Raw genomic sequence first — 20710 nt, 5'->3', positions numbered from 1 at the left:
ACTAATCTTTTGTGGATTTTTTTGTATGGATGAGCAACTGAATACATTTGAATATTGCTAAAAATGTAATGGCACCCGTCGTATCCAATAAGACATCTTGAAAGGAAGCGGTACGACCGGCGGTGAAGTATTGATGAAATTCATCAATTGTTGCCAATAGAAAAGTACCAACTATTGTTAACAATAATCGAAACTTTAGGCGAGGCAATGCAATATATAATGCTAGCCCAATTGCGCCGAAAGTTAAAAAATGAGTGGCCTTACGAACTAAGAATTCAAGGAAATAATAGTAGCCTCGTGACTCAACAGAAATATCCATTCCATAATAATGAAAATGTAATAGTGATAAAAAAGGCTTTAAAGGTTCATTTGGAAAATGTTTTTGTAAGGTTGGTACAATTGATTGTTGCTCATAAGTTTGGCTAGATGTGATAAATATAGCTAACAATAATATAAGAAGTGGAATAAATTTTTTCATATAAAGAACGTACCATATTAATATGTATTTTTCATAGCTCTTGATAAAGAATTTATACTTTTAGAAGAGAACTTTAGATAATGCAGAAAAAATGATATGCTAAAACAGCACTTAATAGAATAAAGGACGTGTTAAAATGCCAGGACGTAATGATCCATGTCCATGTGGTAGTGGTAAAAAGTACAAAAAATGTTGTGCTTTAAAAGAAGCTGTAACAGTTGAAGAAGTTTATGCGGAAGAGCTAGAAAGAGTTTTACAAACTTTCTATGATGTCTATCCTTTAAGAAAAGATTATAAAGACTTTGGTGAATTAGCAGATAAATGGCAAAAAACTATTGGGCAATATTTAGTGGAAGATATGATTGAAGCAATCGTATTGGATTCTTTCTTTTTCCATGAGCGAACAGATATTTGGACAGGCTATTTGCAAAAAATCAAAAAGGAAACAGTACGCCCTTCTACATTAGCTGTACTTGAAACATGGGATCATCCAACAATGATGGTTGCTAAAGTAATGGATGTTGAAGAGAACTATATGATCGTACAAAACATCTTAACAGACGAGATCATTCACCTGCGTCGTGAGGGAGAAAAGCCAATTCCTGTAGATGTCCATGTATTTTGCTTCATTTTACCTGATGGCTCAAACAAGGAAAAGTATTACCTTGCTGTATCTAGCATGATATTCTTCCCAAAAGATCATCAAGAAGTGTTCGGAAAATTAGCAGCTGGCTTTAAAGAGCAAGATCAACTTGAAGAAGAAGAATTTTGGAAAGAACATTCTTTAAGCTTCTGGAAAAACCTTGGTGAAAATGGTTTTGAAGGTGGAGAATTCACTGATTTCGAAGCAGATGTATTTTTACAAGTTCTTGGGTTTTTAGAAGCTCGCGGTCGTGATCCTAAAACCGTATTAGAAATTGTTGAAGATTATGTTGTTGAACGTCAACCTAAAGCACGGAAAGCTGTTGCTATTGCAGCAGGTGCTATTCGTTTTGGTGGAGAAGCAGGTCTTTTCGAACCAATCGAAATAACGGTTAAAGAATTAGCAGAAGAATTCGGAGTTTCGACGTCATCATTAAACAAATATTATAATGAACTAAAAGAATATTACGCAGAAAAAAAAGCATAAATTTTACTTGAAAGTTAACGAGCCTGTTCTAAAATGATTGACTTATTTTAGAATAGGCTATTTTTCTGTTTTAGGGAGTTCAAGAAAGTATTAATATTTCAGGCATTAGAAAGTACTAAAAAGTAAAAAATTGCAATCCTCTATCAAATCATATAGTTTAATTATAAGAACTGTATGCGATAGGGGTGTTTTTATGAGCGAATTTAAACCATTTACCGATGAAGAATTCGATCGGATTTTTGCCGAAAAATCAAAAGAAGTAAATGATCAACTTGAAGAAGAAATCCTAATCGCAATGATTGGTGATGTGAATGCAGGAAAATCATCAACGATTAACCGATTAATGGATGAAGAAGTAGCGCTTGTTGGGGCAAAACCAGGAGAAACACAGCAGATAAAAAAATATAGCTATCAGGATAAGATTATATTTGTGGATACCCCTGGCCTTGATGATATAAAAGCAGAGAATTCTGCAGTAACGATGAATTTCTATCAGCAGGCAGATATTGTTTTGTTCTTCTTAAATGCAGCTGGTACTGTCCTTTCCGATTCAGAGTTGGCTTCATTAAAGAAAATTAGTGAAGTAAATAAAGATATAATCATTGTACTCAACAAAATTGATGCAGCTGATGATATACCTAGCCTGGTGAAATATATACAAGACCATACGAATTATACTTACCCAGTAACGCCTATTTCTTCACGTACAGGTGAAAATATGGAGATGCTCCAAAATAAAATTTTGGAGCTGTTAGAAAGCAAAAAAAAGGAAGTACTGATGGCCAAGCATATGGCGGATAAATCAGCGACCGCAAAGAAATGGATACTTGGTGCGGGCGCTTCTGCAGCGGCTATCGGAGCAGTGCCTATTCCGGGGGCAGATTTTATTCCGCTAACTACGTTACAAGTAGGATTAATGGTTAAATTATCTACACTTTATGATAAGCCTGTTTCAAAAGACAGGGCAAAAGAGATGATAATTGCTACAGTTGTCGGGAATGTTGGCAAAACGATATTCCGACAAATTGTCAAATTTGTACCAGCAGCTGGCACGGTGGCTGGCGCTAGTGTGGCAGGGGCAATGACGATTTCTCTTGGGTATGCTGTGAAGTATGCTCATGAGCACGATATTGAGCTGGAAGCAAAGACACTAAAACCTCTATACGATCTATTTTTAAAAGAACAGAAAAAGAAGTAAATAAAATAATAAGAAGGTAACAAAGAAAAACGTATACAAAAGTGTATACGTTTTTTTATTTATAACAAGAGTCAATTCTATATTTTTAGATAAAAAGAATATTTAGAATTTTTAGTACAATTATGTTAAAATAGATTAACCTATAATTTCCAAATATGAAGGAGTAATCTAAATGGCAAGTAATACCTTACAGGGCAAGTATCTCCCTTTATATGAATACCTCTCTAAACAGCAAGATAAACATATTGTACTAACATTTGAAGAGATTGAAGAAATTTTACAGGCTAAACTGCCGAAATCTGCATATAAGTATCAAGCATGGTGGGGAAATACTCGAAGTGGAACATATGTACAAGCAGCTGCGTGGCTTGAAGCGGGATTTCGTGTAGATATTGTACAATTTGGCCGTTGTGTAGAATTTATTAAAGTCTCGAAGGAAATATTGACGAAGAAAAAGAATAAAGTAATGAGAGAATCATTAATCTCGAAATCTATACCAATGCAAGATACAACATATTGTGAAATCGAATCCTTCCAAAAAATAATGGCGAAAATGGATGCTGTCCAACAATTTTTTGCAGAAAACCATCAACGACGTTTTGCTGAGGAATCGTTAGTTTCTCAATTTAAAGTATTTTGTGAATGGCGACGACTGTTTGGAAAAATTGAACAAGATGTTAACTACCTAGCAAAGCAATTAATGCAGGAATATTTACTAGAAAAGCATCTTCTAGAACCGAATAGTTCTTACATTAAACAACAAGATGAATATACTTTTTTATATGAAGAAGAAACAAAAACAGAGGAGAAAATTGCAGCTATATTAAAAACATCACCACCCGCCTTAACAGCTGACTTTGCTCCAAGTCAACGGAGTATGTTTTTACAGGATTGCCGCTTATTAAACCGAACCAATGCTACTATTCAATATTATTTTGTCACAGAAGAACCTGCATTTAATGTCATTGAAAAAAATTATAAACAATACCTTGGGAATATAAAGCATATTTTATTGCCAAAAGTGATTGCAGATAAGTTTTCACTGCATGCTTAATGAGTATACGTCTAGAAGATTCACGCAACAAATGATACTATCTGATTAGAAATAATAATCTATAGGAAAGAGGCGGGAACGTTGTTCAAAGGGCTACCAATTTATATGGTTTTGATCGCTATAGGCTCTCTTAGTATTACTTTTGCGGTGACAAAGGATATACCACTTAGTATGCAATGGGTCCTGCTTATTGGCGGCACGTTATTAAATATTATTAGTTTAATCGCACTAATGGTCTTTCTTTCAAAATCAGATAGTAAAACAACAAAATCTAAATCGAAATGAAAAAATCATCCTTTAATTATGGATGATTTTTTTATGAATAAAGTAAAGGCTATTCTATGATCAATTCAATTATTATATAATTTCCTGTTTAATGGATTCCACCCCCAGCAAACACAAGATTATTAATCTACTTTTTTGAAAATTGAGGCAACATTTTTTTATCTACATCAATTGTAATTGATGCTCGAATAAATATATATTCCACGTTTTTAACGTAAAATGTTTGAAAAAACAAATTATTTTAAATAATTTATGTACATTGGGTACACATTTTGAGAATTTCGTTTACAATATAAGGTAAGGGGAATAGAAAATGGGTTCATAATATGAGTCTACTATTTATTTTACAGGAATTATTATTGTTTATATGGGAACGTTGGGAGATATAGTAGACGGGTAGAGTTGACTATATTTCTTTAGTAGTTAGGAGTAGGGAATTGTATAGATTTGTATGTCTATTTGTTACTAAGTTTTTAGGTTTATTTAATAAGGCAAAAGTTTATAACAAGCATAACGTGCCAACAGAGGGTGGTTATTTAATTGCTTGTACACACACAGGATGGATTGATATTTTGAATCTTGGAGTTTCTATTTACCCGAAACCAATTCATTTTATGGCTAAGAAACAGCTCTTTGATCATAAACTACTTGGCTGGTTTATAACAAAGTTGAAAGCTTTCCCGGTCGATCGTGAAAATCCAGGACCAAGCGTTGTAAAAGTACCGATGAAGTTAATAAGAGAAGGGAAAGCTGTTGGGATTTTTCCTAGTGGCACACGAAATGCGGAAGGCACTTCTCTAAAACAAGGTGCTATTACGATTGCTCAACTCTCGAAAGCACCAATTATCCCAGCTGCATACATAGGACCAAATACGCTAAAAGAAGTCTTTGCGCGCAAAAAAGGTTATTTAATTTATGGAGAACCTTTCTATGTTACAGCAAGAGGTAAAAGTGGTAGAGAGGAATTTACGAATTTCCTGGAGGAGCAATTAGTTACTTTAAAAGAGCAACTAGAAGAGAAGATTTCACAAGAAAAACTCTAGATTATTTTTGAGTTTGGAAGTGCATCTTAAGTCATCATTACTTCTTCTGGATTCAGTCATCTTGAAAGGTAACTAAATAAAAGAATACTGTAGAACACAATTTCTTTTAAGGGGTGGTTAGATGGTTACTGTAGATTTATTTGAACAGGAAGATAATAATGTGGAACAGGAGAAATCTCCTTTAGAAGTGCTGGCTGAAAAACGTAGCCAAATCATTTTTAAACAACGTATGTCAGTTGGACTAACACAATCGGAGTTGGCAGAACGAGCAAATGTCACACAAAAAACTGTCAGCCGCATCGAACGTGGTGACAGTAAAGTCAGAGATACGACATTACAGAAAGTGTATGAGGTTTTGGGTATTACAGAGACACATTTAGAAGCTCTGAAAGAACAGCCGAATACATAGCTGTTGGAATTTTTAACGAGGTTGTCTATTAGATAGTTTAACTAATAGACACCTCTTTTTTATTGAATTAAATCGATTATTTAACCGCGTGGATTTTACACTTAGCGCTTTTGATTTAGAAAAAATTGAGACCATTTCTATTCATTTCAGTAAATATTCAATGACAGAACTCGTCTATAGGTGGCATAATATTGAGTAGCTATGAAAATGAAGCCACAATTTGAGGGTGATATTAAATGGAAAAGAGAAGTTTAAGTAAAGAAGTTTTATCATGGGTATGGCCAATTCTAATTGCTGTTGTTATTGCTGTATTATGTAGACAGTTTTTGTTCTCACCAGTAACAGTTAAAGGTGAATCAATGGAACCGACATATCAAAATAATAATAAGATTATCATAAGTAAAACAAGTCATATCGATCGCTTCGATATCATTGTCTTTGAGTCTCCAGTGGAAGATGACCATTATATTAAACGTGTTATTGGTTTACCTGGAGATACGATAAATGTAAAAAATGATAAGTTATATATTAACGGCAAAGAATACAATGAACCATATTTGAAAAAAGGTATAAGTGAATATGAAAAAATGGGTGATCATTTCACAGAAGACTTCACACTGAAAGAAGTGACAGGTGAGGAGAAAGTACCGAAAGATTCCTATTTCGTATTAGGAGACAATCGCCAAAATAGTAGCGATAGCCGTGAGTATGGTTTTATCAAAAGTTCTGCAATTACGGGTGAAGTGAAATTTCAATTTTACCCATTTAAATTCTAATGTAAGACATCAATAGAGGGAGCGTTGTTATGAAAATAGGCGTGTTATTTGTTTGCTTAGGCAATATTTGTCGCTCTCCAATGGCTGAGGCAATTTTCCGTAATCTAGTTGAGGCACAAGGGAAAACGGATCAGTTTGATATCGACTCGGCTGGCACTGGTGATTGGCATATTGGAGATGGACCGCATCAAGGGACAGTTCAAAAACTTGCAGAGCATAATATTTCGACTGATGGAATGTTTAGCCGCCAAATAAAACAAGAAGATTATGACCGCTTTGATTACATTGTTTGTATGGATGACAGCAATATCAAAAATGCATTACCAATGCTAGGTCATGATGAAAGTACAAAAGTGTTCCGGCTACTCGATTTGATAAAAGATCCAAAAGATGTGCCAGATCCGTACTTTACTGGTGACTTTGAAGAAACATATCAGCTTTGTTTAGAAGGTTGTAAAGCATTATTGCAAAAAATTGAATCAGACGTAAGAAGCCACTCGTAATGAGATGGCTTCTTTTTAATTTCGTTTCAGTTCTACTCATTAATTCTTACCTAGGACATCTCTCACTTTTCGCTGATATTCTATTTATGACGAATATAGTGTATAATACTACAGTAAATTAATGGCTTATCCCCATGTGGGGATCTTACACAAACCCACGAGTAATTTATATATTTGAATATATTGAAAGAGAGTGAATCCAATGGGACGTAAGTGGAACAACATTAAAGAAAAAAAAGCTGCAAAAGACCAAGGTACAGCTCGTATCTATGCTAAATTCGGTCGTGAAATTTATGTAGCTGCTAAACAAGGTGAACCTGATCCAGAATCTAATGGTACGTTAAAAGTAGTTTTAGAACGTGCAAAAACATATAGTGTACCAAAACATATCATTGACCGTGCAATCGATAAAGCAAAAGGCGGCGGCGAAGAAAACTTCGATGAATTACGTTATGAAGGTTTCGGACCAAATGGCTCTATGATTATCGTTGATGCACTATCAAATAATGTTAATCGTACAGCAGCAGATGTACGTGCAACTTATGGTAAAAACGGCGGTAACATGGGTGTCAGTGGCTCTGTAGCCTATATGTTCGATGCAACAGCAGTCTTTGCTTTAGAAGGTAAATCTGCAGACGAAGTTTTAGAAATGTTAATCGAAGCTGATGTAGATGTTCGCGACGTTTTCGAAGAAGGCGAATCAGCAATTATCTATGCTGAACCAGATCAATTTAACGCTGTACAAGAGGCATTAAAAGCTCAAGATATTACAGAATTCAGTGTTGCAGAATTAACAATGCTTCCACAAACAGAAGTACAATTGGAAGGCGAAGATCTCGAAAAATTCGAACGTTTAATCGATTTACTAGACGACTTAGAAGACGTACAAAACGTATATCACAACGTTGAACTATAAAACTGAAGCCAGTTGATCGTAAATTATTAACAAACCAAGTTAAATGAATTTGCAATTACTAATTGCTAGAAAAAAAGACTGCCATAAAGGCAGTCTTTTATTTTATATTACGATATTTAGCTGTGGGCTCTGTTGAACAATCGAATAGATTGATGCATAAGGTAACAAAAAGTACATATAAACTTGCAAGAACGGCAGGGGATCTTACAAATATTGTTAGCCGTTACCAATTGAAATAACTTATACTATCTATAAAGCACGGAAACAATGGCAGTTTCAGAGGCGTTTAATACTTTAAACAAAAGAAATTTATGTGATGAATATAAAAGAGGGAAAAGAATGGATTTCATTTATATAAAAGGTCTACCAAATGAGGAATGTATTAAAGGTATCCAGAAGCTTCATAGAGAAGTTTTTGATGAATCTGAACTGTCAATAGAAAAGTTGAAGGAAAAACCGAATTTACTATGCTGTATTGCCTTAGATGACCATAAGGTTGCAGGCTTTAAATAAGGGTATGAGAAAGAGGATGGGGTTTTCTATAGTTGGCTAGGAGGTGTCAGTGAGAATTATCGTGGTCAGGGCATTGCTTCAAAAATAATGAATTTACAACATAATCTAGTTTGCGAGCAAGGTTATCAAAAAATCCGAACAATTGGACGTAATTATCATAGAGCTATGCTTATTATAAATATTAAAGCAGGTTTTAATATTATTGAGACGTATATTAGTAAAAGTGGTACACATAAAATTATCATGGAAAAAGAGTTGTAGAGAACATAGCAATCTATGAAAAGGGATGATGCTGAGGTGAGAAAAAAGAGGATGTTAATCTTACTAATTATTTGTATACCGATACTATTCTTTTGGGGTATTACTACAAAATGGCTGATAGATGGTGCAAAACCAAAGGCGAATGGTACATATAAGTATGTCATTGTTTTAGGCGCAAAAGTAAAAAAGGGTGCAATACCCTCTAAAGCATTGGCATTTCGTTTAGATGCAGCATTAACTTATGCTAAGCAATATCCGTATGTTTATATTGTTGTTTCAGGTGGACAAGGATTCGATGAAGATGCAACAGAAGCATCTGTTATGAAGCAATATTTAATAGACCGAGGATTTCCAGTATCTCAAATCATCGTTGAAGATAAGTCCACATCTACTTATGAAAATCTATTAAACACGAAGAAAATTATTGGAGAAGATTTAAAAGGATTAACAATCGTATCAAGCGATTATCATTTAGCACGGGCCAAAATGCTTGCTGAGGAACTTCAAATAAAATGTGATGTAGTACCAGCAAAAACGCCTAAAAGCATTGAAGCTAAAGTAAGATTTCGAGAACGCTTCGCACTTCTAAAATCAGTTATTACAGGGAAATGATAAATTGGAATACATCAATTTATAGTCATCTCTCTAATGCTTAAGCGAGCGCTAGACCCTCGAGTCATTTCAGTCCCTCGGTCGAAAACAGAAAAGATGTTTTCGATTCGGGCCTTCCAATGATCTCGGGTCTGAGAGAGCGCTCTCAGCATTTAAAAGAAAAAAAGCCATCTAGTGCCTAGCTAGATGGCTTTTAATATGGCATTATTTAGCGAGAAATTCACTGATTTGATCACGATATTTAGAAATAGAAGATGCAGACACTTCGAAGTAAGCTGCGACATCTTTCACTTTTGATATGCCGCCTTCTGGGATATTGCCATTAGCTTGTCCAGCTAGTACAGCACCAGCAGCAACTGTTTCCGCTTTTTTCGCTTTTACAGTTGTACTTTCTAGGAAGCTTGTAAGAGTTTCGATGAATTCAGATGCATCTAGCTTATATTCGTTTACATATTTGTTCACAAGTTCTAGGGTTTCAATAGTAAACGGAGCTAAATCTGCAGAAGCTTCAATCGTAACTGCTACTTCACTTTCGACTTCTTTCACTGCATCATTTTCAACTTCTTTAGGAGCAGCAGTATCCACTTTACCATTTTCGATAAATGTTTGATAAAGATCTAAGGAATCTGTATAACCATTTTGAAGTTTTTCACATAATGCTTGTACAATCGTTTCTTTATCATCTGGAATGAAAACAACACTGCTTGTAGCAGTTAGTCCATTTTCACCTTTACGAACATCTGGCATGAAAATACCAAACAACCAGCTACCTGAGAAAGTCTTCGCAGGTGTACCATTCATAACATAGCTTTTGTTTGTTACGATGTCTGTTAATGCAATTACTTCTGAACTTTGAGAATCCACTTTTGCAAGCATATAGACAGGTTTCAACCATGATTGAAGAATATCTTTTACTTGTTGTCGATTTAGAACAGTCAATTGTTTATTTATATAAGTTTGCCACAGTTCAGGGCGATCAATATAAATGTAAGTTTCCATGGCAATTGTATCTATTAATTTATCTGTAAATGCATGTTGTAATGAATCTTGCCAAAGATGATTTCTTTTTTCTAATTCTTGATAACTTGAAGTATTGAATGACTCTTTTACAAAGCCTTCCACAATACGATCAATTTCTTCGCTTACAAGTGTAGTAATATCGCCTAGAGCGTTTTTACCATGACACTTTTTGTATTTTTTGCCACTGCCACATGGACAAGGATCGTTACGACCTACCAATGTAAAGCACCTCACTTTAAAAATTGGGCATGAAATTAGGTTAGCACAATTTTAGAAAAAAAATAAGTGTTTTAATTGGGCTATTTCAAAATGGGTAAAAAATTACCAAATTTTAGCGCATTTTTGACAACATTAGTTGCAATATTTCAGAATATAATGAATAATAGTAGAAAATACTTCGGTTTTCGAAAAATAAACACAGTAAAGGGGAATGAATATGATTACTTTTAAAGATTATGAATACAAACGCCCGGATTTAGCAGCGGGTAAAGAACTTTTCCACAAATTATTAACAGAATTTAATCATGCAAAATCAGTTGACGAACAAAGTGAAGTGATTGAGAAAATTAATGCTTTCCGTAATGATTTTTCAACTCAATATAACTTAGTCTATATTCGTGCTTCTATTGATACAAATGATGAATTTTATCAAGAAGAACGCGATTATTTAGATGAAAAAACGCCTGAAATGGAAGAAATTACGACAGAATATTATAAAGCTCTACTAGCTTCTCCATTCCGTAAAGAGTTAGAAGAAAAATGGGGTGCTCAATTATTTGATTTAGCAGAGAATCAAATTAAAGGGTTTTCTCCTGAAATTATGGAACTTATGCAAAAGCAAAATAAACTAAGCTCTGAATACTCAAAACTTGTAGCTTCGGCTCAAATTACTTTTGATGGAAAAGAGTTGACTCTTGCCCAATTGGGACCTTATGCAGAATCAACAGATCGTGATGTCCGTAAAGCCGCAACGGAGGCACGTTCCGGTTTCTTTAAAGAGCATGAAGAGGACTTTGATCGTATTTACGATGAACTTGTAAAAGTACGTCATGAAATGGCTGTTACATTAGGTTATAAAAACTATGTGGAACTTGGTTATGTATTGATGAATCGAATCGACTATAATGCAGAAATGGTTAAAAATTATCGTGATCAAATTCGCGACGTTGTTGTACCATACGCTACGCAATTACGTGAGCGCCAAGCAAAACGTATTGGTGTAGATAAATTAAAATACCATGATGAAGGATTAAAGTTCTTAAGTGGTAATGCAACGCCAAAAGGTACACCAGAATGGATTGTTGAAAACGGCAAAAAAATGTACGAAGAATTATCTTCTGAGACAGCGGAATTCTTTAACTTTATGATTGATCATGACTTAATGGATCTTGTTGCGAAAAAAGGTAAAGAGGGCGGGGGTTATTGCACATTTATCGATGATTACGGTTCACCATTTATCTTCTCAAACTTTAATGGTACTTCTGGTGATATCGATGTATTAACACATGAAGCAGGCCACGCGTTCCAAGTGTATACAAGTCGTAATATCGGTATTCCAGAATATATCTGGCCAACATTTGAATCATGTGAAATCCACTCAATGAGTATGGAATTCTTTACATGGCCATGGATGGAATTATTCTTCAAAGAGGATACGGAAAAATATAAATTCGCTCACCTAAGCGAAGCATTATTATTCTTACCATATGGTGTAGCAGTTGATGAATTCCAACATGTCGTTTATGAAAATCCAGAAATGACACCTCAAGAACGTAAAGCTGCTTGGAAGAAAATTGAACAAACGTATTTACCACATCGTGACTATGATGGCATTGAATATTTAGAACAAGGTGGTTTCTGGCAACGTCAAGCCCATATTTACAATAGCCCATTCTATTATATTGATTATACATTAGCGCAAGTTTGTGCATTCCAATTCTGGAAAAAATCACGTGAAAATCACGAAGAAGCGTGGAAAGATTATATTCATCTTTGCCAACTAGGTGGTAAAATGTCATTCACGAAACTAGTGGCAGAAGCAAATCTTGTTTCGCCATTTGAAGATGGTTGTGTTGAATCTGTAATAGGCGCAATTCAAGCATACTTGGATGCTGTTGAAGATGACAAACTATAAAAAATTTTCAATCAATTAATTGACAACCTGATTGATTAGATTTAAATTAATACTTGTAAATACTAAAAGCGATAACGAGAAAAAGTAAAATGAATGAATTTCTAAAAAGAGAACTTCGGTAGCTGAAAAGAAGTAGAAATCCTCATTTGAAAAATGGCCTCTGAGCTCCGTTTTGAACTTGCAATAGGCATTAGTAGGATGCGGCGGGATTTGATACCCGTTACCAATATCACAGTCTAGGAAGCACTATTATTTCTGTACTGGTGGAGGCTGCTTATGTGAATAAGTAGTAAATAAAGGTGGTAACACGAGAATATATCTCGTCCTTTGCAATCGTTCGGTTGTAAGGGGCGGGATTTTTTTATTTACATGCTGAAGATGGATATTTTCCTAAACGGGTGTGTTCCGCTGTAAAGCCTAGACAGAAATATATTCAATAAGGAGATGTTTCAAATGGGAAAAGGTTTACTTGTATTTCAATCTGATTTTGGCATAAGTGATGGTGCTGTTAGTGCAATGTATGGAGTAGCACATAGTGTAAATTCTGATATTCTAATTCATGATATTACACATCAAATCCCACAGTTTAATATTTGGGAGGGGAGCTATCGTTTATTGCAAACTGTACAATATTGGCCTGAAGGTACTGTATTTGTCTCTATTATTGATCCTGGCGTTGGTTCAGATCGTAAAGCAGTTGTGGTGAAAACAGTAAATAATCAATATATTGTAACACCTGATAATGGAACGTTGACACATATAAAACGCTATTATGGCATTGAAGAAATTCGGGAAATTGATGAATCAATCAATCGCTTACCCAATTCAGGAGAATCCCATACATTCCACGGACGAGATATTTTTGCTTATACAGGAGCGCGTTTAGCCTCTGGTGTTATCACGTATGAAGAGGTTGGTCCTTCATTAAAAGTTTCAGATATTGTAGAACTAGAACTAAAAGAGTCAACGATAGAAGATGGAGTAATTACTGGAATCATTGATATTGTAGATAAACCATTTGGGAATTTATGGACAAATGTTCGGCGCAGTCAATTTAAACGATTAGCAAAAAACTATGGTGATGCTTTCGAAGTAACGATAAGCACTGATAATCGTAAAATCTATCAAAGTATCATGACTTACGGCCATTCTTTTGCAGATTTACGAGTAGGGGAACCACTTCTGTATATTAATTCATTAGATAATGTCGGCATTGCCATTAATCAAGGATCCTTTGCCGATGCCTATCATGTTGGTACAGGGACTAATTGGGATGTTTCAATTCGGAAAGCTCCAAAAATTATTTATGGATAACCAAAGTAATCAAACAAGATAGTATAATAACTCTCTAAATTATTCGTAAATAGAAGTGACTTTCTATCTATAGGTACTTCTTTGTGAAAGTAGTACTCCTGCATATCTCCAGCTACTTATTCCCAAAGGATTTGATCAAAAATTACATTTGGTCAAATCCTTTTTTTGAAGTGTGCATTTCCAGTTTTTTAGAGTATGAAGTATACTTGAACTATGAAAATAATACTTAGATAAAATATGTAGAAGGTAGTGAAGTTAATTGACAAAAAAACTATGGTTTCAAGTGGGTGTTGGTATACTTCTAGCATTGCTAATCGTGAAGTATTTCCTTGAAATTAAATCCCTCTTTTACCCAATTGTGGCTCTTTTAAGTGCAATATTCGTCCCACTATTAGCAGGTGGGATTTTGTATTATGCAACAGAGCCGATTCAACGTTTCCTAGAAAAAAGAAAGTTCCCACGTTGGGCAAGTATATTAACAATTATTTTATTAATATGCTTAGCTGTATATGGTTTCATAGCTATTATTGTCCCGCCAATTAATGCGCAAATTAATAATTTGGTAAAAGCGGCTCCAACATTAGCAAATGAATTAACAGATATGGTCGATACTGTATTAAAAAATCGTGATAATTTCCCAAGTCAATTAAATGATGCGATTAATAGTGTAATGAATTCTATTCAAAGTTATGCAGTATCTACTAGTAAGTTTTTAGTTCAGTTTATCTCTAGTATCGTTTCAGGTGCATTTGTATTAATCCTTGTTCCATTTTTCTTTATCTACATGTTAAAGGATCATGAGAAATTTGCGCCAAAAGTTTATAGTCTATTTACCGGATCACGTCGTGAATGGATTAAGAAAACATTGTCAGAAATCAATTATGTACTTCGTAATTATATCCAAGGTCAATTATTGATTAGTTTTATCCTAGCAACCATTATTTTCATCGGATATAAAATAATCGGGCTTGAATATGCAATATTACTAGCTCTCTTGGCGTTCTTTATGAATATGATACCTTTCATAGGACCATGGATTGCACTTGTTCCTGCCGTAGTAGTTGGATTGTTACAGGACCCGATATTAGCTGTTTGGGTATGTGTGATAACACTTGTTGCACAACAAATAGACAGTAACTTCGTCACTCCGAACGTAATGGGAAAAACGCTAGATATCCATCCGTTAACTGTTATTACGATTATTTTAGCGGCAGGTAATATAGCAGGATTTGTGGGGATATTACTAGGAGTGCCAATGTATGCAGTAATTAAGGTTGTTGTGAAAAATATATATGATCATCGGAAGGATATTCGTTCAACAGCAACTAAGAATATATAGGTGAAGAACATGGAAAGTGAAATATTAAAAACCTTTGACGTTCATCACCAACAAACAGGAGTTGCGACAAGAGCTGAAGTTCATGCGAAAGGATTATGGCACGAAACATTTCATTGCTGGTTGATCAGCAGAATCGAAGGAGAGTACTATTTATATTATCAATTAAGAAGTGCTAAGAAAAAAGATTATGCCTCACTCTTCGATATTACAGCTGCAGGTCATTTGTTGGCTTCAGAAGAACCGGAGGACGGCATTAGAGAATTACGTGAAGAGTTGGGCTTATCACTTTCAAACAGTGACTTACAGAAGTTAGCGATTATACCTGCAGTTATTGAACAACCTCCGATGCTTGATCGTGAATTTTCACACGTATATATAGTTGTACAGTCAGAGGAGTTTAATAATTTTCATTTGCAAAAAGAAGAAGTAGCGGGTATCGTACGTGCAAAACTGGCTGATGTGTTTGATTTTTTTGCAGGAAACCTGCCGCAACTTCATGTTCAGGGATTTGAGATTCTTGAAAATGGTGACAAGAAAGACCTTGTTCAAAATGTAAAGCCGGATGATTTTGTACGTTATGAAGGTCAATATATGACTACATTATTGAGTTTGTTAAAAGAGAAATTGATAAAACGGAATAGGCTGTGAGACTTCCTCACAGTCAATTTCGTTCTTTTCGTATATAAGCGATTATAAAAGTTAAAAATGCTATACTAAAAAAGACTGTAAAGGACAAAGGAGCATACTATGTTATCATTTGAACAAAAACAACAAATCATCGAGAGTTTTCCAGAATTAACACGCAAAGAAATTTCAATGAATCGTTTAAATTACCACTTTGAAGGTAGCCAATTTGAAAAGAAAATCGTTGTAGAAAAACTACACCCAAATGGCAACGGTTTTGTCTATGTTGGCGATTTACTTCGTTATAATGCAGATGAAAGAGGCCTTGTAAATATTCGAGACTTCTCAGAACAAGAGCTTCGTGAAGCGATTGAAGACTCTATTATGTATTTGTCAGAAGTAGATGAACCAGTTGAAGAAGTGAAAATTGAACAAATTTGGCGTAATCGAACTGGTGACCAATTGCTTTTAGTAAACGATGCACCTTTTTGGAATATTTATCATGGCTTCAACTTAGAAGAAAGTTTTGGCACTCGTGATGATGCGGAAGATTATTTATTTGCCGAAGGATTTAAACCATCTAACAAGTAATGATTGAAAATGGAGAAAGAGCTTTTAGTAAGATTAAAAGGGGAGAGGGAGATGTCAGGTAATAAGGCGGTCTTAGTGGTGATTGGAATTGTTCTTGTTTGTCTGATTCTGATCTACTTATCTATTTCAACTTTTTTTAAAAATAACCCCCATCAGCCTAATCAAAGATCATTAGGTTTGACACCTGAAGTGGTACAATCTTCCATTGTCTTGAATCCGAGATAATGATATCGGGTAAAGGGGAAAACACGCTATGCATCGAAAAAACATCTGATAAAAATAAAATGATTCTATACGCATAAAGCGTTAGAATCTTTTTTTTTAGGTAAAACAAAAAATCTGTCAGCCTGTGACAGATTTTCCGCATAAAGTTTTGTTTATATAAATAGATTAAAGATGGAGAAAATTAATCCTCCTAATAATATAGCTACAGGCAATGTAATTACCCAAGTGATGACAATTCTACGCGCCACACCCCAATGAACACCTTTAGCGTTTTGTGCAGCACCTACACCCATAATTGAAGAAGAAATAACGTGAGTTGTAGAAACTGGCAATCCTATTTGAGTGGCACCGTAAATGATGATTGATGAAGATAAGTCAGCTGCAACCCCATTAACAGGACGGATTTTCATAATTTTACCGCCAACTGTTTTAATGATTTTATAACCACCAATTGAAGTACCTAGTCCCATTGCAGCGGCACAAGATACACGTACCCACATAGGTACATCATCGCCAGATTGAAAACCTGCTGCAATTAAAGCCATAGTTATAATCCCCATTGATTTTTGAGCATCATTTGTACCGTGAGTAAAAGCTTGTATAGCAGCAGTGAAAATCTGTACTTTACGGAATCCTTTATTCGTACGGTATAAATTAAAGTTTTTAAATAGCATTTTAAATAAAGACATCATCAAGAAACCAAGGATGATGGCGATAAATGGTGAAAAAAGTAAACCTTTAATAATTTTAATAAAACCACCAAAGTTAATAACGGAAAACCCTGCAGCAGCAATTGCAGCTCCGGCTAATGAACCAATTAAGGCATGGGATGAGCTGGAAGGAATACCGAAGTACCATGTAACTAAATTCCATACGATTGCTGATATTAATGCGGCTAAAATAATATATGTTCCATTACTTAGAGCAAAAGGGTCCACAATATCTTTTGCAATTGCTTTGGCAACGCCAGTAAAGGTAACTGCACCAATAAAGTTCATTGTTGCAGCTAAAGCGATTGCAACGCGAGGCGAAAGTGCACGCGTCGAAACTGTTGTAGCAATTGCATTTGCAGTATCATGAAAACCGTTTATGAAGTCAAATGCTAATGCGAATATTACAACAAGAACGGTTAAAATTATTATTGTATCCATTTGATTTTACAGCTCCTATGCATTACGCATTATAATAGTATCCATTGAGTTGGCAACATTTTGGCAATAGTCAGCAACCTCTTCAAGTTGTTCGTAAATATCTTTGAATTTAATAATGCGGATAGGGTCTTTTTCATGTAGGAATAATTGTTTAATAGAAGTACGTAACACTTCATCACATTTACGTTCATAATCCTTAATGAGAATGGCGTGTTCACGCATGTTAATTAGTTTTTTGTTTGTTAAATGTTCCATAGCAGTAGCGATTTCATCTGTGCTTAGAACAATATATTTTAGGAAATCTCTCATATATTCATCAACTTCAGTAAGTGAGAACATTTCGAAATGTGCGATACATCCTTCAACGCCATCCAAGACATCGTCCATTCGTACAGCTAATTCTAAAATATCTTCACGTTCGATTGGTGTCATAAATGATTTATTTAACATTTGGATTAAATCATGAATTAATGAATCTCCATCTGTTTCGTATTTCTTAAGTGTAACGCTAAGCTCTTTCAGGTCTGCAACGCCTGTAATTTGGAATTCATCAGCATAATGAGCTGCTTCATTTACATTTTGGGCAATCTTCAACAATGCAGAGAAGAAAGGATCTTCTTTTTTTGAGCTAAACATAAAAAGCCTCCTAATTCGTTATATAAATCACTAAAATCTAATTTTGAACGCAATTATAATCATAACAAATTGCGAAAAAAACCCCTACAAATATCATATAAAATTCAACAAAATTTACATTCCCGTAATATATAGAGTGTGCATTTTTATTATAAAAATAATCAGAAAAAAATGAAACCTTTAAGTAAGCCATCCGTATTACATATTGAACAGAAAAAGTTATTCAAGGGGGTGAAGATGATTGATATAAATTCTTGGTCCATTGAACAGTGGTATTTGTACTCATTAATATTCTTAGCAATTTGTATGATTTTATATCTTTTTTTTGGCGATATAGCTGATGGCTTGGGAGAAGGAATTCCTTTTTTTAATCCAACCGTCATTCTAGCTTTTTTAACCTTCTTCACAGCACTTGGGTTTATCATCGAAACTTTTACATCATTAAGTAGTATTCTAATCGGAATTATTTCTGGAGTTATCTCCTTCATACTAGATATTTTACTTTATTACTTCATCTTGATTCCGTTAAAATCTGCTGAAGTATCGATGGCGTATACCGAAGAATCCTTGGGAGGTCAGGTAGGAAAGGTGATTGTGCCTATTCCTATCGATGGATTTGGTGAGGTAGTAGTTGAGACAGTCAACGGCATCATTTCAAAACGTGCAACAAGCTATGATAATGTGGAAATACCTTATGATTCAAAGGTGCTGATCATAGAAGTGACAAAAGGTACATTATATGTCAGGGAGTATGATCCAATATTTTAAAGGTGTATAAGAATAAAAATAGGGGGAATTGATATGTCATTATTACTATCACCGATACTAATTGTTGGTGTAATCGTAGTAGTTATTTTGTTAGCAATTATTGGAGTGTATATAACAAAATACCGCACAGCTGGTCCAGATGAGGCACTCATCGTTACAGGTAGTTATCTAGGATCTAAGAACGTACATACGGATGAAGGTGGAAACCGTATTAAAATTATCCGTGGTGGCGGTACATTTGTGTTACCAGTATTTCAACAAGCGGAACCTCTTAGTTTGCTATCCAGTAAACTAGAAGTAACAACGCCTGAAGTTTATACAGAGCAAGGTGTGCCGGTAATGGCTGATGGGATTGCCATTATCAAAATTGGTGGTTCGATAGCTGAAATTGCAACGGCTGCTGAACAGTTTTTAGGTAAACCAAAAGAAGAACGTGAAAACGAAGCAAAAGAAGTGCTTGAAGGTCACTTACGTTCAATTCTAGGGTCTATGACAGTTGAAGAGATTTACAAAAATCGTGATAAATTCTCACAAGAAGTACAACGTGTTGCTTCTCAAGACTTAGCAAAAATGGGTCTTACAATCGTATCCTTCACGATTAAAGATGTACGAGATAAAAACGGTTACTTAGATTCACTAGGGAAACCAAGAATAGCTCAGGTCAGACGTGATGCAGATATTGCAACAGCAGATGCAGAAAAAGAAACTCGTATTAAACGAGCAGAAGCAGATAAAGAAGCACAAAAGGCAGAGCTTGAACGTGCAACCGAAATTGCGGAAGCAGAAAAAGAAAATCAATTAAAAGTAGCTGAATTCCGTCGTGAACAAGATATTGCAAAAGCTCGTGCTGACCAAGCGTACGAATTAGAAACTGCGCGTGCAAAACAAGAAGTAACAGAACAAGAAATGCAAATTAAAATCATTGAACGTCAAAAGCAAATTGAATTAGAAGAAAAAGAAATTTTACGTCGTGAGAAACAATATGATTCAGAAGTGAAGAAAAAGGCTGATGCGGATCGTTATGCAATTGAACAAAATGCTTCAGCAGAAAAGATGAAACAATTAGCACAAGCCGATGCAGAAAAATATCGTATTGAAGCGAAAGCAAAAGCAGAAGCTGAGAAGATCCGTTTAGATGGTTTGGCAAAAGCTGATTCTGAACGTGCACAAGGGGAGTCAGAAGCAGAAATTATCCGTCTTAAAGGTCTTGCAGAAGCCGAAGCAAAACGTAAAATCGCAGAAGCATTCGAACAATTCGGTCAAGCCGCTGTATTAGATATGATTATCCGAATGATGCCTGAATATGCAAAACAAGTTGCAAGTCCATTATCTAATATCGATAAAATTACTGTCGTAGATACTGGTAGTGGTGAAGGTGGTGGAGCCAATAAAGTAACTGGATATGCAACAGACTTAATGGCAACATTACAAGAAACACTAAAAGCATCTTCAGGTATTGATATGAAGGAATTATTAGAAAATTATTCAGGTAAATATACAATTCGTCCAAGTATTGAACGATTAGCTGACAATGTAAAACAAAAAGACGATGCATCAGCTGCAACAACTACTGAAAATTAGTGCATCCTTAATTGCCCGAGTAAGTCGGAGAATCGACTTGTCGGGCAATTTTTATTTTTTTGTTGATTTTAAATAAAAAGCACTGTCTTTGATTTGTCATTATTGTCAGTATTTAAAATACCTACCTAAGGTATAATGAAAGAAAAAGCG

The 20710-nt window shown here is 34.9% G+C and carries 22 protein-coding genes and 1 other annotated feature; of the genes, 18 read left to right on the top strand and 4 right to left on the bottom strand.

Features of this window, described 5'->3' with window-relative positions; all coding sequences use genetic code 11:
* Nucleotide 1: 1 nt before the first annotated feature.
* Complete coding sequence (locus tag ABE048_RS01780) at nucleotides 2–478, bottom strand: VanZ family protein (RefSeq protein ID WP_430308774.1); 477 nt, start codon at nucleotides 476–478, stop codon at nucleotides 2–4.
* A 136-nt stretch (nucleotides 479–614) separates the two neighbouring features.
* Between ABE048_RS01780 and ABE048_RS01775 the strand changes: the two genes are divergently transcribed.
* From ABE048_RS01775 to ABE048_RS01725, 11 genes are all read left to right on the top strand, one after another.
* Nucleotides 615–1607, top strand: a complete 993-nt coding sequence (locus ABE048_RS01775; RefSeq protein ID WP_430308773.1) for an SEC-C metal-binding domain-containing protein — start codon at nucleotides 615–617, stop codon at nucleotides 1605–1607.
* 193 nt (nucleotides 1608–1800) lie between these two features.
* Nucleotides 1801–2805 carry a GTPase gene (locus ABE048_RS01770; RefSeq protein ID WP_430308772.1) on the top strand — a complete coding sequence of 335 codons (1005 nt, stop codon included), beginning with the start codon at nucleotides 1801–1803 and terminating at the stop codon, nucleotides 2803–2805.
* 172 nt (nucleotides 2806–2977) lie between these two features.
* The gene (locus ABE048_RS01765; RefSeq protein ID WP_430308771.1) at nucleotides 2978–3859 is read left to right on the top strand and encodes a DUF7662 domain-containing protein; all 882 of its coding nucleotides are present in this window, start codon (nucleotides 2978–2980) and stop codon (nucleotides 3857–3859) included.
* Nucleotides 3860–3940: 81 nt separating this feature from the next.
* Nucleotides 3941–4144: a hypothetical protein gene (locus ABE048_RS01760; RefSeq protein ID WP_430308770.1), complete on the top strand. Its 204-nt coding sequence runs from the start codon at nucleotides 3941–3943 to the stop codon at nucleotides 4142–4144.
* A 437-nt stretch (nucleotides 4145–4581) separates the two neighbouring features.
* Nucleotides 4582–5187, top strand: coding sequence for a lysophospholipid acyltransferase family protein (locus ABE048_RS01755; protein WP_430308769.1), 606 nt, complete (start codon nucleotides 4582–4584; stop codon nucleotides 5185–5187).
* A gap of 121 nt (nucleotides 5188–5308) precedes the next feature.
* Nucleotides 5309–5596 (top strand): helix-turn-helix domain-containing protein, encoded by a 288-nt coding sequence (locus ABE048_RS01750; RefSeq protein ID WP_430308768.1) that lies wholly within the window; start codon nucleotides 5309–5311, stop codon nucleotides 5594–5596.
* Nucleotides 5597–5832: 236 nt separating this feature from the next.
* Nucleotides 5833–6372 carry a signal peptidase I gene (lepB, locus tag ABE048_RS01745; protein ID WP_430308767.1) on the top strand — a complete coding sequence of 180 codons (540 nt, stop codon included), beginning with the start codon at nucleotides 5833–5835 and terminating at the stop codon, nucleotides 6370–6372.
* Between the two features lie 29 nt (nucleotides 6373–6401).
* The gene (locus tag ABE048_RS01740; protein ID WP_430308766.1) at nucleotides 6402–6875 is read left to right on the top strand and encodes a low molecular weight protein-tyrosine-phosphatase; all 474 of its coding nucleotides are present in this window, start codon (nucleotides 6402–6404) and stop codon (nucleotides 6873–6875) included.
* A gap of 202 nt (nucleotides 6876–7077) precedes the next feature.
* Nucleotides 7078–7791 (top strand): YebC/PmpR family DNA-binding transcriptional regulator, encoded by a 714-nt coding sequence (locus tag ABE048_RS01735; protein ID WP_430308765.1) that lies wholly within the window; start codon nucleotides 7078–7080, stop codon nucleotides 7789–7791.
* 339 nt (nucleotides 7792–8130) lie between these two features.
* On the top strand, nucleotides 8131–8304 hold the full coding sequence (locus ABE048_RS01730) for a hypothetical protein (RefSeq protein ID WP_430308764.1): 174 nt from the start codon (nucleotides 8131–8133) through the stop codon (nucleotides 8302–8304).
* A gap of 297 nt (nucleotides 8305–8601) precedes the next feature.
* A complete protein-coding gene (locus ABE048_RS01725; protein WP_430308763.1) occupies nucleotides 8602–9177 on the top strand; it encodes a YdcF family protein in 576 nt (191 codons plus the stop codon).
* Nucleotides 9178–9381: 204 nt separating this feature from the next.
* Here the strand turns inward: ABE048_RS01725 and ABE048_RS01720 are convergent, their stop codons facing one another.
* The gene (locus tag ABE048_RS01720) at nucleotides 9382–10416 is read right to left on the bottom strand and encodes a YecA family protein (protein ID WP_430308762.1); all 1035 of its coding nucleotides are present in this window, start codon (nucleotides 10414–10416) and stop codon (nucleotides 9382–9384) included.
* 217 nt (nucleotides 10417–10633) lie between these two features.
* Here ABE048_RS01720 and ABE048_RS01715 point away from each other — a divergent pair, with 217 nt between their 5' ends.
* From ABE048_RS01715 to ABE048_RS01695, 5 genes are all read left to right on the top strand, one after another.
* The gene (locus ABE048_RS01715; RefSeq protein WP_430308761.1) at nucleotides 10634–12331 is read left to right on the top strand and encodes a M3 family oligoendopeptidase; all 1698 of its coding nucleotides are present in this window, start codon (nucleotides 10634–10636) and stop codon (nucleotides 12329–12331) included.
* A gap of 62 nt (nucleotides 12332–12393) precedes the next feature.
* Nucleotides 12394–12662, top strand: a binding site (T-box leader).
* Between the two features lie 122 nt (nucleotides 12663–12784).
* Nucleotides 12785–13645 (top strand): SAM hydrolase/SAM-dependent halogenase family protein, encoded by an 861-nt coding sequence (locus tag ABE048_RS01710; RefSeq protein ID WP_430308760.1) that lies wholly within the window; start codon nucleotides 12785–12787, stop codon nucleotides 13643–13645.
* 259 nt (nucleotides 13646–13904) lie between these two features.
* Nucleotides 13905–14984: an AI-2E family transporter gene (locus tag ABE048_RS01705; protein WP_430308759.1), complete on the top strand. Its 1080-nt coding sequence runs from the start codon at nucleotides 13905–13907 to the stop codon at nucleotides 14982–14984.
* A gap of 9 nt (nucleotides 14985–14993) precedes the next feature.
* A complete protein-coding gene (locus ABE048_RS01700; RefSeq protein WP_430308758.1) occupies nucleotides 14994–15632 on the top strand; it encodes an NUDIX hydrolase in 639 nt (212 codons plus the stop codon).
* Nucleotides 15633–15731: 99 nt separating this feature from the next.
* Complete coding sequence (locus ABE048_RS01695) at nucleotides 15732–16199, top strand: hypothetical protein (RefSeq protein WP_430308757.1); 468 nt, start codon at nucleotides 15732–15734, stop codon at nucleotides 16197–16199.
* Between the two features lie 377 nt (nucleotides 16200–16576).
* Here ABE048_RS01695 and ABE048_RS01690 read toward each other — a convergent pair whose 3' ends face one another.
* Nucleotides 16577–17575 (bottom strand): inorganic phosphate transporter, encoded by a 999-nt coding sequence (locus ABE048_RS01690; RefSeq protein ID WP_430308756.1) that lies wholly within the window; start codon nucleotides 17573–17575, stop codon nucleotides 16577–16579.
* Between the two features lie 15 nt (nucleotides 17576–17590).
* The gene (locus tag ABE048_RS01685) at nucleotides 17591–18211 is read right to left on the bottom strand and encodes a DUF47 domain-containing protein (RefSeq protein ID WP_430308755.1); all 621 of its coding nucleotides are present in this window, start codon (nucleotides 18209–18211) and stop codon (nucleotides 17591–17593) included.
* Between the two features lie 240 nt (nucleotides 18212–18451).
* Here ABE048_RS01685 and ABE048_RS01680 point away from each other — a divergent pair, with 240 nt between their 5' ends.
* Both ABE048_RS01680 and ABE048_RS01675 read left to right on the top strand, forming a co-directional pair.
* Nucleotides 18452–18979, top strand: a complete 528-nt coding sequence (locus tag ABE048_RS01680) for a hypothetical protein (RefSeq protein ID WP_430308980.1) — start codon at nucleotides 18452–18454, stop codon at nucleotides 18977–18979.
* Between the two features lie 33 nt (nucleotides 18980–19012).
* Nucleotides 19013–20560 carry a flotillin family protein gene (locus ABE048_RS01675; protein ID WP_430308754.1) on the top strand — a complete coding sequence of 516 codons (1548 nt, stop codon included), beginning with the start codon at nucleotides 19013–19015 and terminating at the stop codon, nucleotides 20558–20560.
* Nucleotides 20561–20710: the final 150 nt, after the last annotated feature.

The sequence above is a fragment of the Rummeliibacillus pycnus genome (assembly GCF_050459865.1).
Taxonomy (GTDB): domain Bacteria; phylum Bacillota; class Bacilli; order Bacillales_A; family Planococcaceae; genus Rummeliibacillus; species Rummeliibacillus pycnus_B.
The sequence above is the reverse complement of the archived record's forward strand: the minus strand, read 5'-3'. Positions and strand labels throughout refer to the sequence as shown.